15 protein-coding genes are annotated in these 17,409 nt (G+C 42.2%); 7 read left to right on the forward strand and 8 right to left on the reverse strand.

What is annotated here, in order from left to right:
• Window positions 1–95 precede the first annotated feature (95 nt).
• Window positions 96–539: a hypothetical protein gene (locus BWD42_RS24575; RefSeq protein WP_139351273.1), complete on the forward strand. Its 444-nt coding sequence runs from the start codon at window positions 96–98 to the stop codon at window positions 537–539.
• Window positions 540–682: 143 nt separating this feature from the next.
• Here BWD42_RS24575 and BWD42_RS24085 read toward each other — a convergent pair whose 3' ends face one another.
• From BWD42_RS24085 to BWD42_RS24095, 3 genes are all read right to left on the reverse strand, one after another.
• Window positions 683–1,924 carry an amidohydrolase gene (locus BWD42_RS24085; RefSeq protein WP_077439004.1) on the reverse strand — a complete coding sequence of 414 codons (1,242 nt, stop codon included), beginning with the start codon at window positions 1,922–1,924 and terminating at the stop codon, window positions 683–685.
• Window positions 1,925–2,049: 125 nt separating this feature from the next.
• Window positions 2,050–3,399 (reverse strand): amidohydrolase, encoded by a 1,350-nt coding sequence (locus tag BWD42_RS24090; RefSeq protein ID WP_077439006.1) that lies wholly within the window; start codon window positions 3,397–3,399, stop codon window positions 2,050–2,052.
• Window positions 3,400–3,521: 122 nt separating this feature from the next.
• Window positions 3,522–4,382, reverse strand: coding sequence for a helix-turn-helix domain-containing protein (locus tag BWD42_RS24095; RefSeq protein ID WP_077439008.1), 861 nt, complete (start codon window positions 4,380–4,382; stop codon window positions 3,522–3,524).
• 211 nt (window positions 4,383–4,593) lie between these two features.
• On the opposite strand from BWD42_RS24095, the gene BWD42_RS24100 reads away from it, so the two are divergent.
• From BWD42_RS24100 to BWD42_RS24110, 3 genes are all read left to right on the forward strand, one after another.
• Entirely contained in the window at window positions 4,594–5,271 is a 678-nt protein-coding gene (locus tag BWD42_RS24100; protein WP_077439042.1) for a response regulator transcription factor, read from the forward strand.
• Window positions 5,268–6,554, forward strand: coding sequence for a sensor histidine kinase (locus tag BWD42_RS24105; RefSeq protein WP_077439010.1), 1,287 nt, complete (start codon window positions 5,268–5,270; stop codon window positions 6,552–6,554). Before BWD42_RS24100 ends, BWD42_RS24105 begins: the two co-directional genes overlap by 4 nt.
• Window positions 6,555–6,619: 65 nt before the next feature.
• Window positions 6,620–7,069 carry a PepSY-like domain-containing protein gene (locus BWD42_RS24110; RefSeq protein WP_077439012.1) on the forward strand — a complete coding sequence of 150 codons (450 nt, stop codon included), beginning with the start codon at window positions 6,620–6,622 and terminating at the stop codon, window positions 7,067–7,069.
• Window positions 7,070–7,151: 82 nt separating this feature from the next.
• Here the strand turns inward: BWD42_RS24110 and BWD42_RS24115 are convergent, their stop codons facing one another.
• Genes BWD42_RS24115 through BWD42_RS24125 form a run of 3 tightly spaced genes read right to left on the reverse strand, consistent with a single transcriptional unit; the run spans window position 7,152 to window position 10,940 of the window.
• The gene (locus BWD42_RS24115; protein WP_175992141.1) at window positions 7,152–8,168 is read right to left on the reverse strand and encodes a DUF4625 domain-containing protein; all 1,017 of its coding nucleotides are present in this window, start codon (window positions 8,166–8,168) and stop codon (window positions 7,152–7,154) included.
• Window positions 8,169–8,227: 59 nt separating this feature from the next.
• Window positions 8,228–8,725 (reverse strand): DUF4625 domain-containing protein, encoded by a 498-nt coding sequence (locus tag BWD42_RS24120; protein WP_077439044.1) that lies wholly within the window; start codon window positions 8,723–8,725, stop codon window positions 8,228–8,230.
• A gap of 37 nt (window positions 8,726–8,762) precedes the next feature.
• Entirely contained in the window at window positions 8,763–10,940 is a 2,178-nt protein-coding gene (locus BWD42_RS24125) for a TonB-dependent receptor (protein WP_077439016.1), read from the reverse strand.
• Between the two features lie 264 nt (window positions 10,941–11,204).
• On the opposite strand from BWD42_RS24125, the gene BWD42_RS24130 reads away from it, so the two are divergent.
• On the forward strand, window positions 11,205–11,678 hold the full coding sequence (locus BWD42_RS24130) for a hypothetical protein (protein WP_077439018.1): 474 nt from the start codon (window positions 11,205–11,207) through the stop codon (window positions 11,676–11,678).
• Between the two features lie 210 nt (window positions 11,679–11,888).
• Here BWD42_RS24130 and BWD42_RS24135 read toward each other — a convergent pair whose 3' ends face one another.
• The gene (locus tag BWD42_RS24135) at window positions 11,889–14,315 is read right to left on the reverse strand and encodes a TonB-dependent receptor (protein WP_077439020.1); all 2,427 of its coding nucleotides are present in this window, start codon (window positions 14,313–14,315) and stop codon (window positions 11,889–11,891) included.
• A gap of 356 nt (window positions 14,316–14,671) precedes the next feature.
• Between BWD42_RS24135 and BWD42_RS24140 the strand changes: the two genes are divergently transcribed.
• Entirely contained in the window at window positions 14,672–15,406 is a 735-nt protein-coding gene (locus BWD42_RS24140) for a hypothetical protein (RefSeq protein WP_077439022.1), read from the forward strand.
• Between the two features lie 20 nt (window positions 15,407–15,426).
• Window positions 15,427–17,004, forward strand: coding sequence for a signal peptidase I (gene lepB / locus BWD42_RS24145; protein ID WP_077439024.1), 1,578 nt, complete (start codon window positions 15,427–15,429; stop codon window positions 17,002–17,004).
• 133 nt (window positions 17,005–17,137) lie between these two features.
• Here the strand turns inward: lepB and BWD42_RS24150 are convergent, their stop codons facing one another.
• Entirely contained in the window at window positions 17,138–17,398 is a 261-nt protein-coding gene (locus BWD42_RS24150; RefSeq protein WP_077439026.1) for a hypothetical protein, read from the reverse strand.
• Window positions 17,399–17,409 lie beyond the last annotated feature (11 nt).

Genomic DNA, 17,409 nt, shown 5'->3' on the forward strand with positions numbered 1-17,409 from the left:
CGACTTAGATAAGAGTATCTAATTTTGAATCCTCAGGTTTAAAATTAATCATACGGGCTGTACATCGCGAGTGTAATTTTTTACAGGGGCCCGCATTGAAGTATTTTATCGTATTGCCCTTGTGCCTGTACTTATCGATCGATGGTGCTTTTGGTCGAATACATTGGTTAGCGAGAACTTTCCATAGCGATTTTTCCTCCTATATTATTGCTGCAACCATTGTTGTATTTTACATGGTCATGTTACTTGACTTGTCTTCTCTAAAAGACTGCAGCGTTTCAATTCATCTAAATTTGTCAAAATTGCGATGCTGCCCTATCCCTTATATCTTATTCATCAGCATATTGGTCAAAATTGCGATGCTGCCCTATCCCTTATATCTTATTCATCAGCATATTGGTTTTATTATTTTCAATCAACTTCAAGACTACGTAAATAAATATGTACTTGTTTCTGCCGTTACACTCCTGATGTTGGGTATTGCCTATATCCTGAGCGATTGGGTAGAGCCTCGTATTATGAGGTTCTTTAAGCGATAATACTATTGACTTGATGCGCCCTATTATGGTTGTCGGATAAGTACGATAGCTTCGATTGCGAGGGATGAGAAGGCTACAGTGGAAAAAGCTCAACATTATTTGATGCTGAGCTTTTTCCTATTTTTCATAGTATAATGTAGGGCTTATTTTTTCCAGTAGAATGTTCCTTCATGGGCCAGAGCCATGGTTGGGGATATGCGCGAAACAGCTTCTGCAGAACAGCTTGCGTTGATCAGTACAAACTCCGCCCTGTCATTCACTTTAGGCCATTGCATATGGCCTTTGTCATCCAATGGCAATACATTGTTGGTGGCAAAACGAAGGGTTCTCGAAAGATTGAACTCAGATCCCCAACCGTACATGCCAGCCATTAAATTGGCCTTTGCCAACATATTTCCGGGGCCGAATGTACTCCAATAGTCTTGCACATTATCATTACCGACCAAAACTTCAACACCATGCTTCAACAGCGTTGGAATAGGCATGACTAGGTCACCAAAAGGGATAGACGAAACAATCCCTACTTTGGCTGCTGCTAATTTTTCGGCAATGCGCTCTACTTCGGCTACCGGTAACTGGGCCAGTACAAAGGCATGACTCACAAAACTGCGCCCCTGTAGCTTCGGATGCTGCAGCGCTTGTTCGGTAAGGTATTCAATCGTGTGTATACCTTCTTTTCCACCGTCATGCAAATGGATGTCAATCCCTTTATTATTGTCAAGCGCTAATGTTACCGTATAATCGAGTACTTTTTCAATATTTTTGTCGATTCCGTAGGGATCTACCCCGCCAATAAAACCCACACTCGGCATCTGGGCTACATCCTTCATGAGTGGCGCAGAGTCGGTATAAAAAAATCCATGTTGCGGAAAAGCGACCAATTCTGCCTTGAAACTTTCCTTTCGGTTGTCCAGTGCTTTTTGGAGATTTTCAAGAGAACGGAGCCCAGAAGTGGTGTCCACATTAAAATGTGTCCGTGCGAAGGTGGTACCATAGCTTTGCAACAGGTCAATAAGTTGTTCTGCCCGTATGGTCGATGTCTTGAGTAATTCGGGGATAATTTCCTGTTCATAAGCAATCATCTCCAGCACGGTTCTTTTTTTTGGAGATTGCGCTTGCCATGGTAGCCCATACCATGTTTTGTCCAGATGGACATGCATATCGCTGAAAGCGGGCAGCATTAAATAGCCTTTAGCATCAACCGCTGTGGCATGTTGTGGATTATTTGGAAATATCCGGATAATTTTTCCGGCATTGACTTCTAGACAGAAGAGTTCAGTTTTAGTTGCTTTTATTCCGCTATCATCGGAAACATATCCAGTTTCCAAAAGCACGTTTTTAAGGGTATAGTTGCCCTTTAGCGGGCCTGTATAAGGAGTTGACATGATGTTTAATACTGTTTTAATAGCAATTATAGGTCACAATGGGGCAATCAAATGCTTAGAGTAAGCAATTGACCCCCATGGTGTATTAAAAGATCTAGTTCGTGATGATATCGCTTGTCTGCAAGCTAGTAGACAATATTGCCCTGGTAGATAAGGGATCCTACGGGTGAAATCCGTGAAACGGCTTCTGCTGAACAGCTGGCATCGATAAGTACGATATTGGCATCATCACCGGCTTTTGGCCATTGCTGTTTTCCTTTGTCATCCAATGGAATCGGGCCGGCTGTAGCCAGTTTCAGCATGCGTGATAAACCATACTCTGTGACCTGGCCATAGACTTGTGCCGCCATATTGGCTTTTTGTAGGACACTTCCTGTACCAAAAGTATTCCAATGATCGACAATACTGTCATTTCCCGTCATGACGGTGACCTTATTTTCTAGCAGTGTAGGGATAGGCATAATGAGTCCTGCAAAAGGAATGGTAGAAACAATTCCGATTTGGGCCGCTCCCAGCTTTTCAGCTATTTCCTGTTGTTTGGCTTTTTCCAAACGCCCCAGTACAAAACAGTGGCTGAGGTAGGTTTTGCCTTTCAGCGCCGGGTTTTCATTTACTTTTTTGATCAGATACTCCACTGTTTTTAGTCCCGATTCTCCGGACTCATGCAAATGGATATCAATCCCTTTGTTGTGATCCAGTGCCAGCTGTACGGTAAAATCCATTGTTTTCTCAATGGCGCCATCGATGGTAAAAGGATCTACTCCGCCGATAAAATCAATATCGGTCTTGGCTGCTTCTTTCAGGTAAGGTACGGAATCGGTGTAATACACGCCATGTTGCGGAAAGGCAACGAGTTCGGCACCGAAACTATTTTTTTTGTTTTCCAGTGCACGCTGTAGGTGACGTAAGGAATCCAACTTGGAGGTCGGCTCAATGTTGACATGGCTCCGTGCGAAGGCTGTACCTTTGGACTGCAGTAATTCGATGAGTTTCTCCGCTTTATAGGTTGAATTTTTAAGCAGTTCCGGAAGGATCTGTTGTTCAAGTGCAATCATTCCTTTTACTCCGCCTGCGCCACGTCTTACAGCTTGCCATTTATCACCATAGAATGTCTTGTCCAGATGGATGTGCATGTCTCTAAAAGAAGGAAGCATCAATCTGCCCTTCGCGTCTATGGCATTAGGATCGGTACTGTTTGGACTTATTTCTTTGATTTTTCCGGCTTCGATCTGTACGGAGAAAAGACCGGTTTTGGTTGCGATCACTTGCCCATCGCCATCATACTCAAAACCTGTTTCCAGCAGCACATTTTTTAAGGTATAACTTTTTTTGCCTTGATGTCCGTCCAACAAGGACTGATGGGCTATTGAACCAGCTTCTTCTGCGTATAGCATCCCGGGGATCAATGTTGCTCCAGCAAGTGCCAGGGCTGAGTTGCGGATAAATTCCTTGCGTGTAAGCGCTATTGGTTTCATTTTATTTCCTATTTACGTTACAATCTAAATGAACGATCCATAAATGGATCAATTTCTATAGACAAAGATATATACACTAAGCTTTCGTATCACTGGGCAATTTCTGCCATTTCTTGTGTGATTTATCTCTTTTCCCTAAAATCACTCGGACTTACACCGGTCTGTTGTTTAAAGAAATTGGAAAAATAAGCTTGGTCTGCAAAGCCCAGTTCAAATGTAATTTCCTTGATGGAGGATTCCGTGCTTTGGAGCAGGCGCTTTGCTTCAACACAAATTCGTTGGTGGATAAGCTGGGTGGCAGATATTTTCAGGTGCTTTTTACATAGAATATTGAGATAATTGGGGGAAATATGCAGCTTGTCCGCATAGAAAGCGACCAATTTTTGTTCCCTGAAAAACTCGTCGATAAGCAGGTTAAATTTGGCAAGCCGCGGGACAGATTGATAGACTTTAAATTCGGTGAATACATGCTCTGCTTCTCTGCTAACGATGGCTGCGATCACACCGGCGCGGGCCGTAATCAAAGGTATCAGTGAATGCTCGCGCTCCAGTTCCTTTTTGACAGATTCAAATTCATAATGTAGCTGAATGAAGGCCTCCTTGGTCAGGTCAATGACCGGATGATTCTGATAATTGGTAAAGGAAAAGCGAAAGAAGGGTGCAAAATGTTCAAAAAACGACCGCTCGATCATCAATTGGTAGCCAATAGTTCCTGCATAGATATGCCATTTGTGCATCTGACCGGGAAACAGCACATGTACCTGATGGTCTTTAATGGGATAATCTATGGAATCAATGGTATGGACACCGGAAGCTTTATCAAATAAATTGATAATAAAAAAGTCGTGCTTATGCGGCTTTTCGATTAGCCTCTCGCCATGTAATTCATTGAAAAGTAGCTCTTCACGACCGGCTGTCTGTGCTTTGCGAAAACCGTCCAGTCCGATGACAGGCGCCCAGATGTTAGCATTACGTTTGTCCATAGTAGATCATCTAAAACCTAAAATACGAAAAGCGCTTTGTTTTTTCGCCTATATGTAAAAATAAACCCACATAGGCATAGCAGTGAGCCATTATAGGCAACTAAGAATAGCCATTTTCCCAATTGTTTCCTAAATTCGAAATACATTTGTAGCGGTAAAGTAATATCCGGGGAGAATAACGTTGAAATTCCGTAATAAAAAACAAAGTCCAATGAAAGTACTTGTAATTGAAGACGAAGCAGATTTGAGGGAAACCTTGAAAGATTCGCTGATTAAAGAAGGTTATATTGTAGAGACCGCGATTGATTTTGGATCAGCACTGGATAAGGTTTTGGTCTATGATTATGACTGTATCTTATTGGACATTATGCTCCCAGGTGGAAGTGGGTTACAGGTGCTGGACCGGTTGAAAAAAGAAGGGAAGTCGGATAATGTTATTATTATCTCGGCCAAAGATTCGCTGGATGACAAGCTCCAGGGGCTCGAACTTGGTGCGGATGACTACCTGACCAAACCCTTTCATATTGCGGAATTAAATGCGCGGATTAAAGCGGTACTGCGCAGAAAACAACGGGATGGCAAGAATACATTGGAAATGGGTAATCTCGTACTGGATCTAAACGAACGTAGCCTTGCGATTGCCGGTGAACCCGTACCGCTGAATAGAAAGGAATTTGATATCCTTAATTATTTTTTGCTGAATAAAAATCGTCTTGTTAGCAAAAATGCACTGGCAGAACATGTTTGGGGAGATAATACGGATCAAGCAGATAATCTCGATTTTATCTATTCACAGATAAAGAACTTGCGGAAGAAATTTTTGACGAAAAAAGCGGAAGTTGATTTTGAAGCGGTCTACGGAATAGGATATAAACTTGTTGAGAAATGAAATTAGCCAATCAAACGCTTAAATATCTCTCGATTTCGGTACTGATCGTCATTGCGGTATGGTCAACCATTTTTTATTTATTTATGCTGGAGGTAATTCATGATAATATAGATGAGGAATTGGAGAACCAAAAACGCTTAATTATTCAGGAGCTGGCTTCTGAGGCGATTGTAGCTCCAGATCTGGAATTTGGAATTAACAATTATAAAGTACGTGAAATTTCCGAGCAACAGGCGATCAAAATGCAGAATGTGTATAGAGATACCATGCTGTATATGCAGGATGATGATGATCCAGAGCCGGAATTGGAACCGGTACGTATGCTGACCACAGCTTTTGAACATAAGGGACACTATTATGAGCTGTCGATTATCAACTCAATGATCGAGGAAAGTGATTTGATCAAAAACCTGTTTTATTCTGTCCTGATTTTATTTGTCCTCTTGGTCGTGAGTATCGTATCGATCAATAAAGTTGTAATACAACGGCTATGGAGCCCCTTATATCGATTTTTGGATCAGCTCACCAGATTCCGCTTGGGAAAATCTGACGATAGACCCGCTATGGAGACAAACATTCAGGAGTTTAAAGATCTACAGCTTGCGGTAACTACACTGATCCATCATAATGAGGAAACGTATGAACAGCAAAAACAGTTTATTGGCAATGCCTCACATGAGCTGCAGACGCCCCTTGCAATTATGATCAATAAGCTGGAAATGATGGCCGAAACAGAAGGGCTGCAGCCTGAACATTCGCAGACGCTCGCCGAAGTACTGAACACCGCGGAAAGACTGGTGCGACTGAATAAATCATTATTGCTGCTCAGCAAGATCGAGAATAAACAATTTCTGCACAATGAGGATCTCTCCATCAATGAGCTGGTAACGCATATCACCGATGAATTGGAAGATATTGCCGCGTTTAAAAATATTAAGATCAATGTCAGTCAACAAGATGAACTTAATGTACGATTAGACGGCTCCCTCGCCAACATCATGGTCTCCAATTTGATCCGTAACGCTTTGTTTCATAACCTGGATGGCGGGGATGTAAATATAACCATTACTGAAAATACACTGGTAGTTGCCAATACAAGTGCGCAGACAGCGCTGGATAAGGCGCAGCTGTTCTCACGGTTTTATAAATCGGACGCTGCATCCCAAGGGACGGGATTGGGGTTAGCAATCGTTCAGGCAATATGTCATGTATATGGCTTTTCTATTTCCTATCAGTATGCGATTGGTCAGCACCTATTCAAGTTAGATTTTCGCCCTGCATAAATTATATTCCCAAATCTTTACAGAATCGTGGTTTTACTTTGTAGTACATTAAAATTAGTAAAATCATGAATCGTAAAACAATATTAAGTGCATGTCTTCTCACACTATCAACAATGGGAGCGTTTGCCCAGGATATTCCACAAAGTCAGGTGCCTGCGGTGGTCGTAAATAGTTTTCAACAAAAGTTTCCAAAAGCCAAAGGGGTAGATTGGGAACTAAAAGCGGGACTATATGAAGCTGAATTCGAAACAGGTTTGTTTGGAACAGATCATGAGGTATGGATTCAAAGTAATGGTAAGATTGTCCGTCACAAGGAGGCGCTCGCCAAAAATGATTTGCCAAAAGCTGTTATGGCAAAGATGAAAAGGGATTTTCCGGGCTATCGCATCGAGGATGTAAAAAGGATCAGTGAAGAGCAAAAGATTACGTATGCATTCGAAGTAAAAAGTCGGACAGAGGAATGGAAACTCGTGGTTGATCCGAATGGAAATGTGCTAGCAAAGCGAAGAGATTAGGCCATGCCGGACCTACACAAAAAAACACCTTGTTAATAGTGCTAACAAGGTGTTTTTTATTTGAATGCTCTTTCTTCCGAAATTAGTCTTCACCCTCTTCGGCATGCAATTCGAAAGATAGGCGAATAATGTCCTCCCCAGGATATTTGGCTGCATAATCTGTACGATTCCAGTCTGCTCGGGTAATAGTAGCTTTGGTTGCAGGATCTTTAAATTTTCGTAGAACGAATACAACCTCCTTTTCACCTGCATTGTCTTTTCCGGCAGTAAAATAAGACCTAATACCGGTGGTCTCAATAGCGCCGGTTACTGCCGAACCATCACCGTAAGTCGACTCTTTTGGTTGGAAAATGGCGCCTGTTAAGTTATTGCCAGAATTTAGGATAAAAGCACCACCAGTTAAGAACGCTTTATATAGCGTTGCTGTAGCTTTATCTTTAATATATTGCCCCTGTATTTCCTGGCCTGTGGCGTCAAACTGTTTGAAGTCAATTTTATAAATTCCGTCCGGTTTAAGATGCGCGTGTCCAGCTACTGCTTTGCCGGTATTGTCAAAGATGATAGATGAGGGTTCTACATTGTCCTTATCGGCAAGGTCATGAAAATGGTCGCCATGTACTGAACCATTAACTTCCGTAAAAATAAGCTTATAGCTTGCTTTCACATTCACATCTGATGCTTGAATGGTCAGCGGAGATTCTACGCTCGTCGTGTTGCCGGCCTTATCCGTTACGGTAAGGTGAAAATGATATTGACCGGCCGGAACTTCAGAGGGTATGTCGATGTGCTCATGAAAAGTCACATTTTTTTTGCCGACATATTTTTCGTCGGTATAGACTTTGGCAAATTTGAAAGTGCCACCTTCCTGATGGATATCGATCTCAATCTTGTCGATAAGTGCTTCGGCCACAATATCACCTTCAAGATGGAGATCTTCGCCTGCTTTTACTGTTTTATTATTGCCAGATCCGATTTCTAGGGTGCCGATCTCAGGTTTTGTTGCAACCGGAACATCGGCATTGTCTTTCTTACAGGAAGAAAGGAAGCCAAAGAAAATCGCGGTAAGCAGTAATAAAAAGTGAATGTTTCTGGTTTTCATGTTCATTGATTTAAATGTTATGATAGAAATAATTGAAGTTTTTTTCTGTGAGGATGCTGCTATTCAACAATACGCACACTGATTCCACGTTGGCTGCTCCAGCCGGACTGATCCGTTACCCGGATCATAAAGTGATAGTTGCCGGGGTCAACATCTGCAGGGACATCAATCTGAAGCTGGGCATCATACTGTTGTACTTGTCCGGGTATATTGACAGATTTGACCAGAACAAAAGGTTTAACGGGTTTCTTGATCGGCTCTAATGTACATTCCTCTACCTCGGTGCTGTGTGAATGATGGTCAAAATTGTGATGAACGTCAATACTGTAGCTGCCCAGGGCGACATTGTCTGATAATTGTGCGCGGAATGTAACAGTTGATCCGCGTTTGATTTGACTGCATTGTTTTGGAAAAGCGCTCTCTGCTCGAATATCTATGGTTGGTTTTTCGCTGTCAATAGGCTCCTTTTCTTTTTTACAGGCGATAGTGAATGCGGCCATGAGGGCCATTACTGCGTATTTCTTGCGTATTTGCATATGTATGTGTAGTTTGTTCATGATTAATTCGCGATGAATTTTTTCATCGATTAATTTGTTAGCTTCGGTTTTGCTCACCGAAGGGTATTCCGAGAGACAGGATGATATTTCGTCCTTGCTCAGGTAGCGAGATTAGCCGGTAGAAACTGGTGTGGTTCATATATTTTGTGTCCAAAATATTCTGGATCTGCAAACGCAATTGGAGCGCTGACCGGCCCAGGGGCAGCTGTGTCCCCGCGCGCAGATTGAGTACCTGATAGCCTTTTGTTTTTTCCTCTGGCGGTACAATATGCTGCTGGTTAGCGGTCCATTTGGAATCTAAAGAAAGGTAAGGCTCCTTAAAATAGCGGCTGCTTCTTGGAGACCAACTTACATCCAATACCAGTGAGGGCGCAGGAGAGAAGGGCAATGTATAGCCTTTTTTGCTCCCCGAAAGTTGTTTGGATCGAACATATTCACCCAATAATTCTATTTTTAGATCCTTTAAGGGACGATATTCTACTTGGAGTTCGGCCCCATAACGCTGCACTTTACTTTGGGCATATTCAAATATTTGATTACCTGCCCCATAATACTGGTCATAACCTGATGTGGGATTGAGATAGATGTAATTGGAGAAATAATTGAAAAAAGGCGTAAATGCGAAATTGGCGCTTCCGATAGATCGGGCTACAGATAAGTCCATCTGGTAGGACTGCTCTGGAGAGAGGGAAGTATTTCCCTTTTCGTAACTGAAATAATGATAATTTACACCATTGGCCGCAAGCTCCTGCGCAAGGGGGGCGCGAAAACTTTTACCCACGTTGAGTTTCGTTTCCCATTGACCTATTTGTCGTGTCGCACCAAGGGACCAAATGAGGCTATGGAAGCTCCGATGAAGTTCATCTGCCCGGACGACATGGACAGATTGATTGTTTTCCAGTCTCGACGCAAACCAGTCCTGATAAGGAAAGCTGTGCATAGTGCTATGGTCATAACGTAAGGCACCATAGAGTATGGTTTGCTCGTTGATCGTATAGCGGTCGTGAATAAATACGCCCATTGCCTTCTGTCTGTAGCCTGGGATAAGGAAACTCCAACCATCGATGTGATTAAGTTGTTGCTCAGCATTTCCGCCTATAGTCAGTCGATGTGAAGCCAGGTTAAATTCGTCCTTTAGTGTAATATGATAGATCTCTTTATCATACAGCCGTTCAAGGTTCATCGGAATGGCCATGTCCTGCGGGTATACCGGGGGCATATATCCATGTGCCGTGTAGTTGTTGAATTCCTGGCGATAATTTCTTTGGTAGCCAAGATCCAGCCAGATCTTATGTACACCCTGTGTAATATTATTTCGGCTAATGAGTTTAAAATGATTAACCTGCTGACTTGGATAAAGGATATCCCGGTCCGAACGGTCGTATAGCGCTGTATCTACACCTCGCGGTTCAAGACCATGCGCATTGGCGAAAAAGCCGATTTTTGTATGATAGTTACTTAGATAGAGTATAGAAGAAAATCGTTCGGAGACATAACCCGTCCGGAATTGAAGACTTGTTTCCCTTCCCGCGGTATTGCGCACCTGCCGATTTTTTAAACGGACGGCATAATTGTAAACATAGACCGTATCTGTAGGTACACGGTAGTCGGCATAATCGAGATGGGTCACTCCACCGCCGAAAATCCAGTTGTTCTTCCTGCCCTGGAGTTGTAACGCAGCGCCATAGCTGGCATTATTGGATCTTGTAAATAGGTTGATATGACCTTGCAAGCCATTTTCTTGTGGCGCTGTTGGCGAGGATAGACGGATGACACCGGCAATGGCATCTGATCCGTACATAAATGAACTCGCACCTTTGATAATTTCGACTGCGCCTACGCCGAACTGATCAATTTCCAGCCCATGATCCAGTCCCCATTGTTGTCCTTCATGCTTGATTCCATTTTCGACGGTGGCCACCCGGTTAAAGCCGAGGCCCCGGATTTGCGGTTTGGATTGACTTGCGCCGATGCCTATGGCATTGACTCCGGGAACTCTATCTAAAGTCTGCATCAAACTGCCCGCCTGATATTTCTGTAATGAATCATTGGTCAGGATAGCTACAGACATTGCTCCTTCAGCTGATTGTCCATAACGTTTTCCTTCGACCAGTACCTCCTTTAGTCCAACAGTTTTTGTGACTTTTTCCTGTGCATAGTTAGGAACCGACAGTATAGACGTTAATAAGAGTGTGAAAATTGTACGTTTGTTCATCAACGGAGTTAAGCTTTTGTAAATTATGTATTGCAATTAAGTTGCAACAAATATAGGTAAAAAGATATCAAAAGCAACCATGTTGCATAATTATGCTAAAAGAATAAATACCTGAATTCAGTGATAGAAAAAGTATTGCGGGTCAACTATCTTTGAATAAGTGAGTTAGATTTCTGTGCCGACCTAGACTAAAATCTAGGGGGCGACTACCGTGCGAAGCACTTTTATTATATAGGAATAAGTAAACCTTAAAATATAGCAACAATGATGAAACAATTCTTAACAGGTATCTTAACCGTAGCGGTGCTGACAATGTCAGGTTGTAATTCAGGAACAAAGGATCCTGCGACGTACAACAATTCAATTATCACGGTCATCAATGGCAGTGAAAAGCATATTGAGGCGATGAATGCAGCCATGAACGCAGCCGACTATACAAAAGCAGAGCAAGTGCGCACAGATTGGGAAAAATCCCTGAACGCGGATATGAAGAAAGTAGAAGATTTGGGCGATTTTAAAGGCGATGCCAGCTTTCAAAAAGCGGTACTCGACGGCCTGAATGGTTACAAAAAAATCGTGACCGAGGATTATCCAAAGCTGATCGAATTGCGAAAAAGCAAAAATCCCGATGCGACTACAGAATCAACACTACTGGATAATATCAATAAAGCCTTCGAAAGCATGAGTAATGGCGTAAATAAGGCATCGACCGAATTTGAAGGTAAGTATAAAGGGTAGAAACCAGTCTTTCGCTGATTAAGATGTAAATTTAGGATGTCCACAGCGTACTGAATAAGAGAATCTCTTGGTAAAGGGACTGGCTAAAATTGGAAAACGGGGCTATCCAAGCATTGGATAGCCCCGTTTTTACTTGATTTTAGTCCCACCTGCACAAAGCGTCAATCAGATATTCGAATATCTGATTGACGCTTTGTGCAGTTTCTTTTTTTAGAAATCAATACTGTAATTGACTGTAAATGTACGTCCACGCCCCTGATAGTAAAACATTTCCGGGACTTTGTAGCCAGCATAAAGAAGTTGGGCCCGTTGACTCCAGATTGATTGATACTTGGTGTTTAGAAGGTTTTGGACACCTGCATTGAAGCGGCCATATTTGGTCGCATAAGTGACAAACCAGTCAACAGCATTGTATCCTTTTAACTTTTTGTCATCTGCATCTTTGAGATCCAGTATCTGGAGCATCTGTAAACGGGTCGACCATTCTCCATAGGTATAACCCGCATATACATTGAATTTATTGGAACTGGCATAATTAATATCTTGTTTTCGCCATTCACCTTCAATTCTGTTTTTTGAATTAATAACCAAAGTATTGGCTCCGACCAGGATATTTTTGATTCTGTAATCAATCTGTGCCTCGATACCGATATTACGGATCGGATTATCTTTTACCAAAATCTGGTAGGTACTGCGGTCGCTCTCCACAGATTTGTTGGACTGACTTACAAATCCAGATAATTGGACTTTTAGGCCGTCCTGATTGAGTCGGTAGCCCAATTCAAACTGATTCGTTTTTACACCTTGCAGTTTAGCTTCAGCAATATTGATACTGGACTGTAATATATAATGTGCTGCATTAGCATCATATTTATAGGTACCATAACCGAAATACTTTGCAGGATCGGCGAGTGCGACGCCTTCAGCATAACTTATCCAGGTCTGTTGTTGTGCATTGATTTTGTAAAGCGCACTGGCATTGATCGTGGTCATCCCATAATTACTTTTTCCACCGGGTATCTGATCGGCGGATTTGCCCATGCCAAAAGCAAGTAAAGCCTGCTGTGTATTGCCTACAAAATCTGCTACATCAATGGCGGCGTTTTGATAACGTATGCCGGCCGATAATTTCAGGGGATCCGCGACCTGATACTCTGCTTGTACATATCCAGCCAATGATTTTGACTTGATGGTAGGATAACGACCGACAGCATAAATCTGTTCATTCACTAAACCGCCTGATGTCAAGGCCTTTGGAATATCGTAAATAGCTTGGGTTGCCTCAAATTTTTCGAAATCTACATCGGCTCCATAAGATAAGTTTAGGCGGCCCAACTCTTTGCTCAGCAAAAGTTTCATACCTGTGTAATCGGTGTTTTGACGAGAAGAGGAGGTATATATGGTTTTGCCCTGCTGGAGGCTGATATTATTTGGAAAGGGATAGAAATCAATTTTTTCTGCTCTACTCGCAATTTGTACATAAAGATCCTGCCCCCCGAGAATGTTATTGCCGGTATAGTTTAGCGTTCCCATCCATCGTTTGGTACCTGGGTTAACGGAAGATTTAAATCCATCTCTCATTTCCAATAGATTTCCGTTACCAGGAGTGAATGCTTTGATACTGTCTCCAAGAAATAAACTACGGTCACCATTAAACTTTGAATTATAGTATTGGCCAAAAACAGCAATTTTATGCTGGGGATGAATACGATAATTGAATGTTCCCTGAAGGTCCATTGATCTATTGTATTGGAGGTCAGTTTGGGAGATATCGGTGAATATTTGCTTATTATCTGCGCCGTAGGTCGCTCCATTCTGCTGATATGCGAAAGCGAGCCTGCCATCAATTTTTTCCCCTTTTGCTTGGACGGATTGTGCAATACGCCAATCGGCATCGCCACCATGACGGAGACCTGATCGTACACCAGCCTCTGTGGAAGCTCCCCAACCATCTTTTATAGCTTTTTTCGTAATGATGTTGATAATCCCTCCGGTTGCATTTCCGCCATAAATTGAGTTGGCTCCAGATAGGACTTCTATCCGCTCAATATTGAAGGGATCTATGGCATCGAGTTGACGGCTTATTCCACGTAGGCTATTTAGACTTACACCATCAATCATGACCAACATACTACGGCCCCGCATATTCTGTCCATAGTTCGTCCGTCCTTGTGGGCCCACGTCCATGCCTGGGATCAGTAACCCCAGCATTTCTTTAATTGGGACACCACTTTTGGCTTGCTGCTGTATCTGTTCGGAATTTACCAGCCAAACGGTACCGGCAACTTCAGAGATATTAGTCGGTTTGCGATTGGCAACAACAACGACTTCGTCCAAATGATGACCTTCATTGATCTGAAAATCCAATTGTTTTGAATCTTCGCTTTGTATCGAAAATACACTGAACTCGGACGATTTGCCAAGATAACTAGCTTGCCCTTGATAGGTCCCCGGTTTGACAAAAATAGTATAGAATCCGTTTTCATCACTCCGGGTCTTACTTTCTTTGGCAAAAGTGATTGTCGCTCCCGGTATGGGCTTTCCTTCGCCATTTTTTACGTATCCCTGAATTTTCTGGGAATAACCCAAAGTTATAGTACCTAGTCCTAATATAGAGAGCAGAAATCTTTTTTTCATAAGAGCTGTAAAATCATTCTTGTTTGGGGGACAAAAGTAGTTTATAATAAATCTAAATAAAAGTGTTTTTTTAAAAAAATATGATTTTCAATAAGGAAGACTTTGATTAGTATCTGTTCAAATCTTTTCGGATTTGAATTTTTTATACGGTTTGAGAATGTCTTGTATATTCACTCGAAAAAGCCGATGCTAGCTGTGCGTATGTTTTCTGCCCACAGGTTGTACTTACCGAGAGTAAGAGTAGAGAAGGATATATATTATCAATGACGGGGATTTCCTTAAGAAAGGTTAAAGCTGGAAGAATTATAGTCGAATCATGTATTTTTATGTAGCTTTACAAGTATAAATAGTGGTTTATGAGACTGATATCAAATTTTAAGACTGTTTGTTTTTCATTTTTTTTATTGAGCTCAACTGTAATTCATGCACAGGTGACTGAGACAAATTCAGATTATCTTGTATTGATGAATGCGGACACGCTGTACGGAAAGATTTCTTCGGTCAAGGATCGTAAACTAAAATTTGAGAGTCTGCAAAAAGAGAAGCTGACTTTTACGCCCGACCAGGTGTTCCGTGCCTATTGGAAATCCAAAAAGAAAGTATATGCACCGTCCTATGTAGAAAATGGGCTGGAACCTGTGCCGGGAACTTCTCCACAGACCTATCAGATCCGTAAGACGCCGGACCTGGAGCCGACTTTTGCTGAAGTGCTCGTTGATGGGGAGATTATGGCCTACTATGTATCTGAACTGCATTTTGGCGGCAGTGGTGGAATGATGATCGGGAGTGGCGGGGCTGCACCCATGATTGGAGTGGGATTTACCAAGTCAAAATATGCCTATGCGCTCAAGAAAGCAACAGGTGAGGTTATTGAAATAAACAGCAATTCGAGTGGCCTGTTTAGTAGTAGCAAGAAGAAACGGACACTGACATTGGGCCGTCTGATAAATGATGAACCTGAATTATTTGCCGAATTTGAAAAGGAACAGAAATATAATTATGATATATTTATTAAATATATCATGAGATACAATGAGTTACAACGGTCGAAAGAATCACCCTTGGATTCATCCAGATTGTTTATCTATTAACATTTCGATAAAAAAAGAATATGACGCTTATTATTTTTAGTGTACTGACCATTATTGCCGCATATGGCTTTTGGCTTTTGTTCGAGAAAGCGGGACGTCGTGGCTGGGAGGGTATCGTTCCGGTGTATAGCCAATGGATTCAGGGACAGATCACCAATAGACCTACCTGGTATATTGCTTTGCTGATTGTCCCCATTGTGAACGTCTTTGTCTTTTATAACTTATACCTCGATTTTATCCATTGTTTTGGCAAAAGGAGGTTTTGGGAAAACTGTGCTGCGGTATTGTTCCCATTTATTGTGTTGCCGCTATGGGGGCGGGATAAAAATGTTCAGTTTCTCAATGGAATTTATGCCAAAAAACTTAAAACGGCTGGCGGTGAAGGAAAAACAATGACCAAAGATGAGCAGCTAGCCTTATTGCACGAATCCTATAACGAATTCAAAGTTAAGTATCCGTATAAGAAATCCATGGTCCGTGAATGGGCAGATGCGATCGTTTTTGCGACTGTTGCAGCAACATTGATCCGTGGTTTCCTATTGGAAGCCTTTATGATTCCTTCGGGTTCCATGCAACAATCGCTTTTGATAGGGGACTATCTATTTGTGAGTAAATTGAATTATGGGCCCCGTATCCCGAATACACCCATCGCTTTTCCTTTCGCACATCATACGATGCCTGTTATTGGTGGAAATGCATTTTCGGAATTGATTGAGCTTCCATACAAACGGCTTCCGGGGTTTCAGCAAATCAAGCGGAATGACGTTATCGTATTTAATGCGCCAGCAGGAGATACCGTAGCGATCGAAAACCAGGATCAGCCCTATTATGACCTGGTCCGTTCAATGGGCTATAATGCCGTTCATCAGCAATTTACCATTAAAACCCGTCCTGTAGATAAAAGGGAACATTTGATCAAACGCTGTGTTGGAATGCCGGGAGATAAGATTAGCATGCAGAATGCTGTACTGTATGTAAATGATCAACCTGGTTTTGTCGCACCGGAAAGTCAGATGGATTATATCGTGATGACGGATGAAACAGGTCTGGATGAACAACGGTTGAAAGATATGGGAATCGAGGCAACGCTGGTTCAGCCCGGAGCCTATATTGTTTTCCTGACTCCGGAGCAGGCAAAAATGGTGAAGTCATGGTCTAATGTCAAATCCATGCAAATGAATGTAGGCAAACCAGGGGAAGCCCAGGCCAATACATTCCCAAATGATCCACAGTACAAATGGAACTACGACAATTTTGGACCTTTTGTGATTCCAAAGAAGGGGATGAAAGTTATTTTAAATGCGCAGACATTGCCGCTTTACGAACGCGCGATTCGGGTCTATGAACATAATAGTTTGGAAAAGAAGGCCGATGGACTATACATAAATGGGAGCAAGACGGATTCTTATACTTTTAAAATGGATTACTATTGGATGATGGGGGACAACAGGCATAATTCGTTGGATGCCAGAGACTGGGGCTTTGTTCCTGAGGATCATATTGTGGGTAAAGCCTTGTTTACCTGGATGAGCTGGAATGCAGATGGAGCTGGTCTTTCTAAAATCCGTTGGAACCGGATTTTTAAGGGGATAAAATAAAACGAACTGGGAAGATGGCCAAAAGAGCCGCTCAATCCTTTGAGTATTGAACATCCGAAATGATGCTGTGAGAAATTACAGTTAAAACCGCATAAAAACGGGGGCTATCCAACCTTTTTGGATAGCCCCCGTTTTAGCTAAGAATGACCACGCCATCCGGATTGTCATTTAAACCACGGTCATAACGAACAGCAGGTTCGATCGCGATATTGTCCTTAACAATGAATGCATAGCCTAATTGTCCGCCAAAGATATAAGCATTTTTACTGCCGGAACTTTTAACGCCGCCGATACTAATCCCTTGAATTTTGTCTTCTATCCCACGTCCTTTATTTTTGGAGATAGAATTAACAGTATTTATTAGATGTTTCTCAACTTTAATAAAAAAAAACATAAACTGGTCTG

The sequence above is a fragment of the Sphingobacterium sp. CZ-UAM genome (assembly GCF_002000245.1).
Classification (GTDB): domain Bacteria; phylum Bacteroidota; class Bacteroidia; order Sphingobacteriales; family Sphingobacteriaceae; genus Sphingobacterium.

Coding starts and splice junctions, on each gene's coding strand:
- BWD42_RS24105 (WP_077439010.1), top strand. CDS start 5,268: ATGAAATTAGCCAATCAAACGCTTAAATATCTCTCGATTTCGGTACTG.
- BWD42_RS24085 (WP_077439004.1), bottom strand. CDS start 1,924: ATGTCAACTCCTTATACAGGCCCGCTAAAGGGCAACTATACCCTTAAA.
- BWD42_RS24130 (WP_077439018.1), top strand. CDS start 11,205: ATGATGAAACAATTCTTAACAGGTATCTTAACCGTAGCGGTGCTGACA.
- BWD42_RS24115 (WP_175992141.1), bottom strand. CDS start 8,168: ATGAAAACCAGAAACATTCACTTTTTATTACTGCTTACCGCGATTTTC.
- BWD42_RS24135 (WP_077439020.1), bottom strand. CDS start 14,315: ATGAAAAAAAGATTTCTGCTCTCTATATTAGGACTAGGTACTATAACT.
- lepB (WP_077439024.1), top strand. CDS start 15,427: ATGACGCTTATTATTTTTAGTGTACTGACCATTATTGCCGCATATGGC.
- BWD42_RS24110 (WP_077439012.1), top strand. CDS start 6,620: ATGAATCGTAAAACAATATTAAGTGCATGTCTTCTCACACTATCAACA.
- BWD42_RS24140 (WP_077439022.1), top strand. CDS start 14,672: ATGAGACTGATATCAAATTTTAAGACTGTTTGTTTTTCATTTTTTTTA.
- BWD42_RS24125 (WP_077439016.1), bottom strand. CDS start 10,940: ATGAACAAACGTACAATTTTCACACTCTTATTAACGTCTATACTGTCG.
- BWD42_RS24090 (WP_077439006.1), bottom strand. CDS start 3,399: ATGAAACCAATAGCGCTTACACGCAAGGAATTTATCCGCAACTCAGCC.
- BWD42_RS24100 (WP_077439042.1), top strand. CDS start 4,594: ATGAAAGTACTTGTAATTGAAGACGAAGCAGATTTGAGGGAAACCTTG.
- BWD42_RS24095 (WP_077439008.1), bottom strand. CDS start 4,382: ATGGACAAACGTAATGCTAACATCTGGGCGCCTGTCATCGGACTGGAC.
- BWD42_RS24150 (WP_077439026.1), bottom strand. CDS start 17,398: ATGTTTTTTTTTATTAAAGTTGAGAAACATCTAATAAATACTGTTAAT.
- BWD42_RS24120 (WP_077439044.1), bottom strand. CDS start 8,725: ATGAACAAACTACACATACATATGCAAATACGCAAGAAATACGCAGTA.